This is a genomic window from Nocardia higoensis (genome assembly GCF_015477835.1).
Classification (GTDB): Bacteria; Actinomycetota; Actinomycetes; order Mycobacteriales; family Mycobacteriaceae; genus Nocardia; species Nocardia higoensis_A.
On sequence record NZ_JADLQN010000006.1, the window covers coordinates 1 to 13,117 of the forward strand.

A 13,117-nucleotide genomic window follows, 5' to 3' on the forward strand; every position below is an offset into this window, starting at 1 on the left:
AGTTACGGCGGTCATAGCGGTGGGGAAACGCCCGGTCCCATTCCGAACCCGGAAGCTAAGGCCACCTGCGCCGATGGTACTGCACTCGACAGGGTGTGGGAGAGTAGGACACCGCCGGAACATCCTTTCCCGAAGGCCCCCAACACTGTTGGGGGCCTTCGGCGTATTCGGGAAATGGGATGCGTCGTGACTACCTGGCGAATTCCGACGTTGTCGCGGCCTTCCGCATCCTCGCGGTCGATGCCGCTGGAGACTATCCGTAACGAAACTAATATGAGGGCATGACCGCTATGCCACCCCGGCGCACCGAACCGGATCTGTCGTTCCTGCTGGACCACACCGGTTATGTTCTGCGCGGTCGGATGGCTGCGGCTCTTGCCGAGGTCGGCCTCACCGCACGCATGCACTGCGTGCTGGTCCATGCCTTGGAGGAAGAGCGCACGCAGGCGCAATTGGCGGCGATCGGTGATATGGACAAGACCACGATGGTGGGAACTGTCGATGCGCTGGAGGAGGCCGGGCTGGCCGAACGCCGGCCGTCTGCCGTCGATCGCAGGGCCAGGATCATCGCTGTCACCGAGAAGGGTGAGGAGCTCGCGGCGCGCAGTCAGCAGATTGTCGACAGTGTGCACGGCGCGGTGCTCGACTCGCTGCCCACCGACGAGCGGGAGGCGTTGTTGCGGGCACTGCGGCGGTTGGCCGAAGGGCATCTGGCCGCCGCGCCGGAAGCGCCATCCGCGGTACGCCGCCCGCGAAAGTAGTAGCTATGCGGATGGTCTGCTTTTCAACTATCTGTTAAAGTTCGTTCTGTTCGAGAGGTCGCCGCGCCGACGTTGTTCGAGATCGTCTCGTCGACCGTCGTGTCGTGGCCATGCCCGAGCAATCGGAGTAGACGAGAGCGGAGCACATCATGACTGTCCGAATGGACGAGGCGACCCGGGAATTGCTGGACGGGAAGAACTTCGCCACGGTGGCGACCATCGAGCCGGATGGAAGTCCGCACACCTCGGTGGTCTGGATCGCGCGCGACGGCGAGGCGGTGCTGTTCTCCTCGACGGCCGGTCGTCGCAAGGTACGGAACCTCGCCAGGGACGGGCGAATCGGGATCACGGTCTTCGATTCGGCGAACCCCTACAGATCCATCGACATCCAGGGCACCGCCGAACTCGTCGATGACCCCGACAAGTCCTTGCCCCGCATGCTGTCCCACAAATACCTCGGACAGAATCCGCCTGTCGAGCCCGGCCACGTCCGCCGGATCATCGTCCGGGTGAAACCCCACAAGATCACCGGATTCTCGCTCCCCGATCCGTCGGAGTAGGGCCGAACCATGTCGGGCACTGTGCCGCTACGTATCGTGCTGCCCCGCAACTGATGCGGCTGTGCCCGGCTCGGCTCCGTGGTTCTACCGCTCGAGGCTGTTCGGGCACTGAGCTGTCGCCTCGCCCCGGGCCGGGCGACAGCTCGGGCGCGCCCAGGCCCTACACTCTTCCCGGTGCGCCTCGTGATTGCTCGTTGCCAGGTCGATTACGTCGGTCGGTTGACCGCTCACCTGCCGATGGCCCGCAGACTCCTTCTCATCAAGGCCGACGGTTCGGTGCTGGTGCATTCCGACGGCGGGTCCTACAAGCCTCTCAACTGGATGAGCCCGCCCTGCTGGCTGGACGAGCGCGATATCGCCGCGGTGGAGGTGCCGGAAGCGGCCAAGGCGCTGTGGGTGGTGACCAACAAGGCGGGCGAGGAACTGCGCATCACCATCGAGGACATCGAACACGATTCCTCGCACGAACTCGGGGTCGATCCCGGCCTGGTGAAGGACGGCGTCGAAGCGCACCTGCAGGAACTTCTGGCCGAGCACGTGCAGACCCTCGGGGCCGGCTACACGCTGATCCGCCGGGAGTACATGACGGCCATCGGGCCGGTGGACCTGCTGTGCCGCGACGAGAACGGCGCGACGGTGGCCGTGGAGATCAAGCGACGCGGCGAGATCGACGGAGTCGAGCAGCTGACGCGCTATCTCGAACTGCTGAACCGTGATCCGCTGCTGGCACCGGTGACGGGGGTGTTCGCGGCCCAGCAGATCAAACCGCAGGCTCGCACGCTCGCGCAGGATCGGGGCATCCGTTGCCTCACACTCGATTACGACGCGCTGCGTGGCACGGAGAGCAACGAATTCCGGTTGTTCTAGGCTTGGTGGCGTGTCGCGCCGCAATTCTCGTACCGATCGCCGAGCGGGACGTTCGGACGGCAGCCGGCCGTTGTCGGACGTCTTCGGCTCGATCGAGCTCGGCCCGGGGGGCGACGAGGAATATTCGGTGCGCACCATTCCGGCGGCTCGCGCGCTGAAGACCTACCGTTGCCCGGGCTGTGATCACGAGATCGTACCCGGGGTGGCGCATATCGTCGCGTGGCCGCGACTCGGCGGGGAAGAGGACCGCAGGCACTGGCATCGGGGGTGCTGGAACGGCAGGCACACACGCCGTATCACCCGCCGCTGGTCCTGAGCGGAGCCGGGCGCACCGAGAACCGGTGCCGACGTGCGGCCACTCGGTCGCCTGACGCGCAGCTCCCGGCCGACTGCGCGGACTGCGGATCGCCGTACAGACACCCTCATACAGACTCCCTGATGCGGATCGCGCCGCGGGATCAGCGACGAGAAAGGCCGCCCCCGGTCATCGGGGGCGGCCTTCGGGCTGAACTGGTGGAGAGACCGCGTCGTCGCCTTTCGGGGTGATCCGAGGTCAGTTGGCGATATCGGCGGCTTCGCGCTCGTCGGCTTCGATGTCCTCGTCGTCGTCGGCGGTGGCCTCCGGGATCGCCTTGGTGGTGCGGGAGCCGACCGACTTGGACGGACCGCCGCCGATCTTGCGCTGCTCCGGCACGCCGTCGAGCAGTTCGCTCTCCCGGTTGACCGCCGCCAGCATCGCGGGAACCGAGTCGAGCTGACCGCGGATACCGAGCAGCTGGGCGAGCACCCGGCCGCGCAGCACGCGCATCTCCTCGGCGAGTTCCTTGGCGTGGGCGATCTTGCGCTCGGAGGTCTGGGTCGCCGAAGTGATGAGGCGGTTGGCCTCGTCGGTGGCGTCCTTGATCCGCTGCGCGGCCTCGGCCCGGCTGGTGGCCTCGAGCTCCTCCATCTGGCGGGTGAGCTTGGTGCGCCGCTCGGACATGGTGACCTCGAAGTCCTGCTGCGCGGCCTTGCGCTTGGCTTCGGCCTCCTTGAGGATGCGCTCGGACTCGGCCTGGGCCGCTTCGATGATCTTCGCCGACTCGGTGCGCGCGTTGGCGAGGGTCTGCTCGTACTCGATCTCGAGCGCTTCGCGCTTTTCCTTCGTCTCCGACAGCAGCGACTCGTACTTGCCGCGCATCTCGGCGGCCTGCTGCTCGGCGATGGACACCATCTCGGCGGCCTCGGCCTGGGCCAGGGCCCTGACCTCGCTGGCCTCGTCGGAGGCCAGCCGCAGCATGCGGGAGATACGGTCGGACATGCCTTCGGCCGTGGTCGGCGGGACCGAGAGGCGATCGACCTCCTTGCGGAGTTCGTCGATCTCGTCCCGCGCGTCCTCGAGCTGCGCGGCCAGGTTGCGTGCCTGCGCCGCGGCGGCGTCGCGGTCGGTGGCCGTGACCCTCAGTTCGGCGTCGAAGCGGTCGAAATAATTACGCACCTCGTCTTGCGCATAGCCCTTCCGCACAACGGTGAAGGGCAACGCGACGAAGCGATTGCGATCGGACTCAGGTGACGACATGGCACACAAACTACAGCCTGTTCGCGGCCGATGGTGACTCGACCGCGAATGTGAACCGGCCGACTTTCCCTGCTCCGACCGCGATACTAGTGCGTAACCTCGGGGTTGGGTTCGACCAACTCGACCAGCACACCTCCAGCATCCTTCGGGTGGATGAAATTGATGCGGGAATCGGCGGTACCTCGGCGCGGGGCCTCGTACAGCAAACGCAGTCCGCGCTCGCGCAGATAGGTCGAGACGGCGTCGATATCGGTAACGCGGTAGGCCAGTTGCTGCAGGCCCGGTCCGCTGCGATCGATGAATTTGGCGATGGTGGAGGATTCGTCCAGCGGCGCCAGCAACTGCAGGGCGGTGGCGCCGTCGGGGGCACCGGGCAGCGACAGCATCGCCTCGTGCACGCCCTGGGCCTCGTTGATCTCCCGGTGGGTCTCGATCATGCCGAGATTCTCCGCGTACCAGGCGATCGCGGTATCCAGATCGGGCACGGCCACACCGACGTGGTCGACGGCCACCACGTAGTCGCCGGGGATGAAGGTGGAAGTTTCGGCAGTCTCAGCGGACTTGTCAGCGTTGCTCACCCTTCGACGGTAGCGCTCCACCTGCGCGATGTCCGGTCCGGGCGACCGGCTACCGTGGGGTAGAAACCCGTTGACATCGATCTTCTTGATATCCGGCCCGCCACGCACCGGTGCGGCCGTGGAGAATGCGAGGCTCGTCGTGACCACTTCCGTCATCGTCTCCGGCGCCCGTACGCCGGTCGGCCGGCTGCTCGGCGGCCTGAAGACCTTCTCCGGCTCGGACCTCGGCGGGTTCGCCATCAAGGCCGCTCTGGAAAAAGGCGGCGTGGCGCCGGAGCTGGTGGAGTACGTGATCATGGGGCAGGTGCTGACCGCGGGCGCGGGGCAGATCCCGGCGCGGCAGGCCGCGGTGGCAGGCGGCATCCCGATGGATGTGCCAGCGCTGACCCTGAACAAGGTGTGCCTGTCGGGCATCAACGCCATCGCGCTGGCCGATCAGCTGATCCGCGCCGGTGAGCACGAGATCATCGTGGCGGGTGGCCAGGAATCGATGAGCCAGGCGCCGCATCTGCTGGAGAAGAGCCGCGAGGGGTTCAAGTACGGCGATGTGAACCTGCGTGACCACATGGCCCACGACGGCCTGTACGACATCTTCACCGATCAGGCGATGGGTCTGCTGACCGAGCAGGGCAACGATCGCGACCCGATCAGCCGCGAGGAGCAGGACGCGTTCGCCGCGGCTTCGCACCAGCGCGCGGCACAGGCGTGGAAGAACGGCGTCTTCGACTACGAGGTGGTGCCGGTGGCGGTGCCGCAGCGCAAGGGCGACCCGGTGTTCGTCACCGGCGACGAAGGGGTCCGCGCCGACACGACGGCCGAATCGCTGGCCGCGCTGCGCCCGGCGTTCCGCAAGGACGGCACCATCACCGCGGGCTCGGCCTCGCAGATCTCCGACGGCGCGGCCGCGGTGGTCGTGATGAGCAAGGAGAAGGCCGAGCAGCTCGGCCTGAGCTGGATCGCCGAGATCGGCGCCGCCGGCGTGGTGGCGGGGCCGGATTCGACGCTGCAGGACCAGCCGGCCAACGCCATCGCCAAGGCCTGCGCCAAGCAGGGCATCTCTCCCGCGGATCTGGATCTGGTGGAGATCAACGAGGCGTTCGCGGCGGTCGGTATCGCCTCCACTCGCAAGCTGGGCATCGATCCGGCGAAGGTGAACGTCAACGGCGGCGCGATCGCGATCGGGCACCCGCTGGGCATGTCCGGCGCGCGCATCCTGTTGCACCTGGCGCTGGAACTGAAGCGGCGCGGTGGCGGTATCGGTGCGGCCGCGCTGTGTGGTGGCGGTGGCCAGGGCGACGCGCTGATCGTCAAGGTGCCCTGATCGCCGAAGGTTTCCCGAGCGCAGAGATTCGGTGATTCGGCCGGTCACCCCGGGTAGGCGTCCGAACTGTCCGGTGTGACCGGATCGACTACGACCTCACGTAGTTGATACGGCACAATGGTCGCCATGGCCTCTTTCGACCCGCGCACCGTCGCCGGTAGGTTCCGTCTGTTCGCCGTACTCGAAGCCCTGTCCTGGCTGGGTCTGCTGACCGGCATGGCGTTCAAGTACCTGCCCGCCGAGAGCAACGAGATCGGCGTGAAAATCTTCGGCCCCGTGCACGGCGCGATCTTCGTGATGTTCGTGCTGACCGCGCTGCTCACCGCGCGCGAGTTCGAGTGGAACTGGAAGACCACCCTGCTGGCGCTGGCGTCGAGCATTCCGCCGTTCTTCACGGTGCTCTTCGAGGTCTGGGCCGTGCGCACCGGCAAGCTCGGCGCGCCCGCCGCGGGGGCGTCGGCCATCGCGAAATCCACGGACGCGACTGCCCCCGCGCGCGCGTCTTCGTGACAAACTGGGAACCGTGACTCGACCAGCCGCACGTCGTCCTTCGCCAGCAGTCGCCGCCGCCATGTCAGGAGCGGTGGATCTGTCCAGCCTGAAGCAGCCGCCCGCCGCCCCCGGAGCATCCGGCGGCGGCGCACCCGGTGGTGACCACGCCGTCTCGGAAGTCGATTTCGAGGTTAAGGTGCTGCACCGGTCCATGCAGGTGCCGGTGGTTGTCGCGTTGTACTCCCAACGCAGTCCGGGCAGCGTCGAGCTGGTACGGACTCTGCAACGCCTGGTCGAGGCCGACGGCGGCTCCTGGGCGCTGGCCACGGTCGAGGCCGAGGCGAATATGCGCATCGCGCAGGCGCTGCGGGTGCAGGGCATCCCGACCGTGATCGCGATCGCCGCGGGTCAGCCGCTGGCCGATTTCGAGGGCGCGCAGCCGGAGGTGCAGGTCCGTCAGTGGCTCGACGCGGTGGTCGACGCCGTCGCGGGCAAGCTCGAGGGCGCCGCTGCCGAGGCGCCGGAGCAAGAGGACCCGCGCTTCGTGGCCGCCGAGGACGCGCTCGAGCGCGGTGACTTCGACGCCGCGGAGGCCGCCTACGAGGCGATCCTCGCCGCCGAGCCGAACAACACCGAGGCCAAGGCCGCGCTGCGGCAGCTGAAATTCCTGGCCCGGGCCCAGCAGGTGCCCGAGTCGGCGATCCAGACCGCGGACGCCGATCCCTCGAACGTGGACGCGGCCATCGCCGCGGCCGATCTGGAACTGCTCGGCCAGCGGGTGGAGGCCGCCTTCGACCGGCTGATCGCGGTGGTCAAGCGGACCGCGGGCGACGACAGGACCAAGGCGCGCACCCACCTGCTCGAACTGTTCGAACTCTTCGACCAGGCCGAGCCCTTCGTGGTCGCGGCCCGTCGTCGGCTGGCGGCCGCGCTGTACTGAGCGCGCCCGTCGCAGGCGCCCGGACCGATCCACCGCGCCGAACCCGAGCACCGAACCATCCGTCAGGGCCGCGGATCGCCGTCCTGACGGACGGAGTCGACCGATCGGGACCGCCAGAACAGGGGGGCGCCGGTCGGTGGGTGGACCGCCTCGCGACGCCAGGGCGGCACCTGCGCTTCCCCACCGACCGGGCCGCGCGGACTTCGCCGAGGCGACGTGCGGGACCGGGGCGGATGGGCGCGGGTCACCCGCCGCGAACCAGCGGGCCGATCCGACGAGCCGATGCGCGTGGCGCGGATCAGGGGCGCGGGCCCGCCAGCCAGACAGCGCTGTTCGGCGCGAGCGCGACCGTCGCCGAGAACGGGCGACCGTGCCGACGCACGTCCTCGGTGTGGACCGCGCCCAGGTTGCCGATTCCCGAACCGCCGTATTCGACGGCGTCGGTATTGACGATCTCGGTCCATTCACCGGCCACCGGCAGGCCGAGCCGGTACTCGCCGTGCGTCGAGCCGGAGAAGTTGAACACGCAGGCCACCATCGAGCCGTCCGAGCCGTAGCGCAGGAAGGCCAGGACATTGTGCTCGCGGTCGTCGGCCTCGATCCAGGCGTAGCCGCCGGGGGTGGTGTCCTGGCTCCACAGCGCGGGGGTGGCGCGATAGACGCGGTTGAGGTCGCGCACCGCCGTGGCGATGCCGCGGTGCAGCGGATTGCCCAGCTCTTCCCAGTCCAGCCCGCGATCGTGTGACCATTCGCGGTACTGGCCGAAATCCTGGCCCATGAACAGCAATTGCTTGCCGGGGTGGGCCCACATGTAGGCCAGCAGCGCGCGCACGCCCGCCGATTTGGCGAAATCGTCGCCGGGCATCCGGCTCCACAGCGTGCCCTTGCCGTGCACCACCTCGTCGTGGCTGATGGGCAGCACGTAGTTCTCGCTCCACGCGTACACCATCGAGAAGGTGATCTCGTGGTGGTGCCAGGCCCGATGGATCGGGTCGCGTCCGAGGAAGCCCAGGGTGTCGTGCATCCAGCCCATGTTCCACTTCATGGTGAATCCCAGGCCGCCGACATCGGCGCCGCGGGTGACGCCGGGCCAGGTGGTGGACTCCTCGGCGACGGTGACCACGCCCGGATGCGCCCGATGCACCGTCTCGTTGAGTTCGCGCAGGAAGGCGACGGCCTCCAGGTTCTCCCGGCCGCCGTGGATGTTGGGTTCCCAGTCGCCGCCGCGTGAGTAGTCCAGGTAGAGCATCGAGGCGACGGCGTCCACGCGCAGGCCGTCGATGTGGAATTCCTCGATCCAGTAGCGGGCGTTGGCGATGAGGAAGTTGCGGACCTCGTTGCGGCCGAAGTCGAAGACGTAGGTGCCCCAGTCGGGTTGTTCACCGCGCCGGGGGTCCGCGTGCTCGTAGAGTGGGGTGCCGTCGAAGCGGGCCAGCGCCCATTCGTCGCGCGGGAAGTGCGCGGGCACCCAGTCGAGCAGGACGCCGATGCCCGCGCCGTGCAGGTGGTCGACGAAGGCGCGGAAGTCGTCGGGGGAGCCGAAGCGGGCGGTGGGGGCGTAGTAGGAGGTGACCTGATAGCCCCAGGAACCACCGAACGGATGCTCGGCGACCGGCAGCAGTTCGACGTGGGTGTATCCGGTCTCGCGGACGTAGTCGGCCAGTTGCCGCGCCAGCTCCCGGTAATCAAGGCCGGGGCGCCAGGAACCCAGATGCACCTCGTAGACGCTCATCGGTGACCGGGTCGGATCGCCGGCGCGGCGCTGGTCGAGCCATTGCTCGTCGTTCCAGACGTAGGCGCTCTCGGTGACGACCGAGGCGGTGCGCGGCGGGATCTCGGTGGCGAAGGCCAGCGGGTCGGCGTGGTCGACCACGCGACCGTCCACGCCGTGCACCCGGTACTTGTACTTGGTGCCCGGACCGACGTCGGGAACGAACACCTCCCAGACACCCGAGGTGCCCAGCGCTCGCATCGGTGCGGTGCGGCCGCCCCAGCCGTCGAAGTCGCCGAACACCGTGACGCCGCGGGCGGCGGGCGCCCACACCGCGAAGGACGTGCCCGCCACCGCGCCGTCGAGGGTTTCGTAGCGGCGCGGGTGCGCGCCGAGTACCTGCCACAGATGCTCGTGGCGGCCCGCGCCGATCAGGTGCAGGTCGAACTCGCCGAGCGTGGGTAGGAAGCGGTAGCCGTCGGCGGCCACGACGGCGCCACCGCCCGGGTACGCGGTGACGACCCGGTAGTCCATCAGCTCCGGGTAGGGCAGGACGGCGGCGAACATGTCGTAGCCGAGGAACTCGAGCGGGTGGTCCTCGAGCGGATGGTTCGTGCCGCCGACACGCACCCGGACGGACTCGGCATGCGGGCGCAGGACCCGCACGACGGTTCCGTCCGGATGGGGGTGCGCGCCGAGCACAGTGTGCGGGTCGCGGTGCGTGCCCGCGGCCAGCAGCATGAGGTCGCGCGTTTCGACCAGCGGCCGGCTCCGGTCGGGCGGGAGTACGCCGTTCGACACGCCGACGTCGTCAGCGCCGTTCGCGTTGTCCGTGCGGGTGCCGCTCGCATCCGGCCCGCCACCACGCGTGCTGGGCGCGGTGTCGGGCGAGGCGGGGGTGGTCGTGTCCGGGTCGGGCTCCTTGGCGCTCAATGCAGACTCCTCCGATAGGACAGTGCCGCGCGGGCGGAGGCGGGGACCGGTGGCAGGGCGACGATGTGCGCGACCGCGTGTGCCGGGTCCAGGCGCACCCAATTGGTCTGACCCCAATGCCATTCCTCGCCGCTGACCTCGTCGCGCACGACGGGATGATCGTGCCATTCGCGGCCGATCGCGGGCAGGTCGAGGGACAGGAAGCCCTCCTCGGCGCTGTAGGGGTTCAGGTTGACGATGACGAGCACGGCGTCGCCGCCGATCGGGTCGAACTTGGAGTAGGCGATCAGGGCGTCGTTGTCGATGTGGTGGAAGTGCAGGCAGCGCAACTGTTGCAGCGCGGGGTGTGCGCGACGGATCTCGTTGAGCCGGGTCAACCAGGGTTCCAGCGATTCGCCTCGGTCGAGTGCGCCGACGAAATCGCGCGGGCGCAGTTCGTATTTCTCCGAGTCCAGGTATTCCTCGCTACCCGGTCGCACGGCCTGGTGCTCGAAGAGCTCGAAACCGGAGTAGACGCCCCAGGTGGGGGAGAGGGTGGCGGCGAGCGCCGCGCGGATGGCGAACATGCCCGGACCGCCGTGCTGGAGGCTCTCGTGCAGGATGTCGGGGGTGTTCACGAACAGATTCGGGCGCGCCTCGTCGGCCTTGGCGGCCAGTTCCTCGCCGAACTCGGTGAGCTCCCACTTGGCCACCCGCCAGGTGAAATAGGTGTAGGACTGGCTGAATCCGCGCCGGGCCAGGCCGTAGAGCCGGGCCGGGCGGGTGAACGCCTCGGAGAGGAACACGACCTCGGGGCTGTCCTTGCGCACCGCGGCGATCAGCCATTCCCAGAAGTCGGCGGGCTTGGTGTGCGGGTTGTCGACGCGGAAGATCGTGACGCCCAGCCCGATCCAGTGCCGCACGACCCGCAGGATCTCGGCGTAGAGGCCGTCGGGGTCGTTGTCGAAGTCGATCGGGTAGATGTCCTGGTATTTCTTCGGCGGGTTCTCGGCGTAGGCGATGGTGCCGTCGGGCAAGGTGGTGAACCACTCCGGGTGCGCGGCCACCCACGGATGGTCGGGGGCGCACTGCAGGGCCAGGTCGAGGGCGACTTCGAGGCCGAGCTCGTCGGCGGTGGCGACGAACGCGGCGAAATCGGACTCGGTGCCCAGCGCCGGATGGACGGCGTCGTGGCCGCCGTCCTTCGAGCCGATCGCCCACGGCGAGCCGACATCGCCCGGCCCGGCGACCAGGGAGTTGTTGGGGCCCTTGCGATTCACCTCCCCGATCGGATGGATCGGCGGCAGGTACACCACGTCGAAGCCCATGCGCGCGATACGCGGCAGTTCGGCGGCGGCGGTGGCGAACGTGCCGTGCACGGGTGTGCCGTCGGCGTCGCGACCCCCGGTGGAGCGCGGGAAGAACTCGTACCAGGAGCCGAAGAGCGCCCGCGTGCGCTCGACCTGCACGTGATGCGCCGGGCCGCGGGTCACCAGCTCGCGCAGCGGGCTCACCCGCAGGATCTCGCCGATCTCCTCGGCGAAGGCGGGCGCGACGCGGGCCGGCAGCTGCTCATCGCTGCGCAGGGCGGCCGCGACCGCCCGCAGCTTCTCGAACTCGGCTTTGCGTACCGCGCGAGCGGCGCGTTCGAACAACCGCGCGCCGTTCTCGAGGTCGTTGGCCAGGTCGGCGGCGCTCTGGCCGACCGACAGCTTGGCCTCCACGGCATGGCGCCAGGTCGCGATGGGATCGCTCCAGCCCTCCACGCGCACGGTCCACAGTCCCGATGCGTTGGGGACGAAGGTGGCGTCGAACACATCCGGCTCGGCGGCGGGGGTCATCCTGATGCGGGTCGGGCGGTTCGCGCCGGGCGCGCGCACGGTCAGATTCGCCGAGACGGCGTCGTGTCCCTCGCGCCACACCACGGCGCGCACCGGGAACACCTCGCCCACCACAGCCTTGGCCGGAAAACCACCGGGGATCGAGGGAGCAGTGTCATCGATGGCGATGCGGCCGGTCACGTGCACCAACCTACTGGACGATCTCCGGTGGCGAGGACTGTGACGGCGAGGGGGGTGGCGGTCGTGCCTGTTGAGACGTAGTTTCCTGGTCGGCGCGAGGCGGGAGCCTGTGTGGGGTCCAGCCGGTGCGGGCATCGCGTCGGTTCACTGTCCGTGCTCATCCGACCGAGCGTCGGCCGGTGGATCGGTTCTCAGCGCGCCTGCTGGTCGCGCAGCCCCTCGAGCAGTGCGCGCAAGGCGGTCGTGGTCTGGTCGAGCGCGTCGGGCTCGGAGGCGGTGGCGAGCCAGAGCGCGGCCTCGTTCATCGCGCCGGAGAGCAGGTGGGTGAGCGGGGCGATCGGCTGCGGTGCGAGCACGCCCGTGTCGACCAGGAGTCGCAGAGCCTCGCCGAGATGCCGGGCGGAGTTGGCCTCGTCGAGTGCCCGCCATTCGTGCCAGCCGAGCACCGCGGGGCCGTCGATCAGCATGATGCGCTGGATCGCGGGGTCGGTGCAGATGGCGAGGAACGCCTCGCATCCGGAGACCAGCTGGGTCCAGGCGTCCGAGGCGGGGTCGGCGGCTTCGGCGACCCGCTCGCCGACCTCGTGCTGCACCTGCTCCAGGACCGCGCGGAACAGGTCGGTCTTGCCGGCGAAGTTGTGGTAGAGCGCGCCCTTGGTGACACCTGTCGCCGCGACGATCTCCGAGAGACCAACGGCGCCGAAGCCTTTCGCGGCGAACAGGCGCCTGCTCTCGCGCAGCAGCGCGCGGCGGGTCTGTTCGCGCTGCTGGGTGCGCACGGTGCTCGGCATGGGAAACCTCTCGTTGACATTCCATCGGTATGTGAACTAGCTTACTTCACATACCATCGGTACGCGAAAGGGTTGGACATGAAACTCGGCAGCTTCTACCCCGTCATCGGCACCACCCACATCGCGCAATCGCGCGACTTCTACACCCAGTGGCTCGGCTTCGAGATCACCTTCGAGGCGGACTGGTACGTCAGCATGCGCCGCCCCGGCGGCGCCGACGAGCCCGAATACGAGCTCGCCCTGCTCGACCACACCCACCCGACGGTGCCGTCGGCCTACCGCAAGCCGGTGCAGGGACTGCTGCTGAACTTCGAGGTCGACGACGTCGACGCGGAATGGGAGCGCTTGGTCGTGCGGGGCGGACTGCGCGCCGAACTCGAGATCAGGAGCGAGGACTTCGGCCAACGCCACTTCATCGTCGCCGACCCGAGTGGCGTGCTGATCGACATGATCACGCAGATCCCGCCGAGCGCGGAGTACGCCGATCAGTTCAGCGCCGAGTACGCCACCGAGCAGTTCGCCGACCGGTGAACCACGTCGCCGGGGCGACGGAGGGACGGGATGGACGACGGCCGATCGCCGGGGTGACCAAGGGTAGGGCGTGG

General features: G+C 68.7%; 13 protein-coding genes and 1 rRNA gene. 9 read left to right on the forward strand and 5 right to left on the reverse strand.

Going from position 1 to position 13,117, the window contains the following annotated elements:
- The first annotated feature begins 3 nt into the window (after positions 1 to 3).
- The 5 genes from rrf to IU449_RS24005 all read left to right on the forward strand — a co-directional run bounded on the left by rrf (position 4) and on the right by IU449_RS24005 (position 2,504).
- A 5S ribosomal RNA gene (gene rrf, locus IU449_RS23985) occupies positions 4 to 120 on the forward strand.
- A 161-nt stretch (positions 121 to 281) separates the two neighbouring features.
- Positions 282 to 761, forward strand: coding sequence for a MarR family winged helix-turn-helix transcriptional regulator (locus IU449_RS23990; protein WP_195004423.1), 480 nt, complete (start codon positions 282 to 284; stop codon positions 759 to 761).
- 149 nt (positions 762 to 910) lie between these two features.
- On the forward strand, positions 911 to 1,321 hold the full coding sequence (locus IU449_RS23995) for a PPOX class F420-dependent oxidoreductase (protein ID WP_195004424.1): 411 nt from the start codon (positions 911 to 913) through the stop codon (positions 1,319 to 1,321).
- Positions 1,322 to 1,495: 174 nt separating this feature from the next.
- Positions 1,496 to 2,188 (forward strand): endonuclease NucS, encoded by a 693-nt coding sequence (nucS, locus tag IU449_RS24000; RefSeq protein ID WP_195004425.1) that lies wholly within the window; start codon positions 1,496 to 1,498, stop codon positions 2,186 to 2,188.
- A gap of 10 nt (positions 2,189 to 2,198) precedes the next feature.
- Positions 2,199 to 2,504 (forward strand): ATP/GTP-binding protein, encoded by a 306-nt coding sequence (locus tag IU449_RS24005; RefSeq protein WP_195004426.1) that lies wholly within the window; start codon positions 2,199 to 2,201, stop codon positions 2,502 to 2,504.
- A 237-nt stretch (positions 2,505 to 2,741) separates the two neighbouring features.
- On the opposite strand, the gene IU449_RS24010 is transcribed toward IU449_RS24005, so the two are convergent.
- Complete coding sequence (locus IU449_RS24010) at positions 2,742 to 3,746, reverse strand: hypothetical protein (RefSeq protein WP_067863738.1); 1,005 nt, start codon at positions 3,744 to 3,746, stop codon at positions 2,742 to 2,744.
- Between the two features lie 86 nt (positions 3,747 to 3,832).
- Positions 3,833 to 4,276 (reverse strand): methylmalonyl-CoA epimerase, encoded by a 444-nt coding sequence (gene mce / locus IU449_RS24015; protein WP_324188429.1) that lies wholly within the window; start codon positions 4,274 to 4,276, stop codon positions 3,833 to 3,835.
- 187 nt (positions 4,277 to 4,463) lie between these two features.
- Between mce and IU449_RS24020 the strand changes: the two genes are divergently transcribed.
- The 3 genes from IU449_RS24020 (at position 4,464) to IU449_RS24030 (ending at position 7,077) form a co-directional block, all read left to right on the forward strand.
- Complete coding sequence (locus IU449_RS24020; RefSeq protein WP_195004428.1) at positions 4,464 to 5,645, forward strand: acetyl-CoA C-acetyltransferase; 1,182 nt, start codon at positions 4,464 to 4,466, stop codon at positions 5,643 to 5,645.
- Positions 5,646 to 5,762: 117 nt separating this feature from the next.
- The gene (locus IU449_RS24025) at positions 5,763 to 6,155 is read left to right on the forward strand and encodes a DUF3817 domain-containing protein (RefSeq protein WP_195004429.1); all 393 of its coding nucleotides are present in this window, start codon (positions 5,763 to 5,765) and stop codon (positions 6,153 to 6,155) included.
- Positions 6,156 to 6,216: 61 nt separating this feature from the next.
- Positions 6,217 to 7,077: a tetratricopeptide repeat protein gene (locus tag IU449_RS24030; RefSeq protein WP_195004430.1), complete on the forward strand. Its 861-nt coding sequence runs from the start codon at positions 6,217 to 6,219 to the stop codon at positions 7,075 to 7,077.
- Positions 7,078 to 7,375: 298 nt separating this feature from the next.
- Here IU449_RS24030 and glgB read toward each other — a convergent pair whose 3' ends face one another.
- The 3 genes from glgB to IU449_RS24045 form a co-directional block, all read right to left on the reverse strand.
- Positions 7,376 to 9,529, reverse strand: a complete 2,154-nt coding sequence (gene glgB, locus IU449_RS24035) for a 1,4-alpha-glucan branching protein GlgB (RefSeq protein ID WP_195004615.1) — start codon at positions 9,527 to 9,529, stop codon at positions 7,376 to 7,378.
- 188 nt (positions 9,530 to 9,717) lie between these two features.
- Complete coding sequence (locus tag IU449_RS24040; RefSeq protein WP_324188406.1) at positions 9,718 to 11,721, reverse strand: alpha-1,4-glucan--maltose-1-phosphate maltosyltransferase; 2,004 nt, start codon at positions 11,719 to 11,721, stop codon at positions 9,718 to 9,720.
- A 191-nt stretch (positions 11,722 to 11,912) separates the two neighbouring features.
- On the reverse strand, positions 11,913 to 12,512 hold the full coding sequence (locus tag IU449_RS24045) for a TetR/AcrR family transcriptional regulator (protein ID WP_195004432.1): 600 nt from the start codon (positions 12,510 to 12,512) through the stop codon (positions 11,913 to 11,915).
- 78 nt (positions 12,513 to 12,590) lie between these two features.
- Between IU449_RS24045 and IU449_RS24050 the strand changes: the two genes are divergently transcribed.
- Entirely contained in the window at positions 12,591 to 13,043 is a 453-nt protein-coding gene (locus IU449_RS24050; RefSeq protein WP_195004433.1) for a VOC family protein, read from the forward strand.
- Positions 13,044 to 13,117 lie beyond the last annotated feature (74 nt).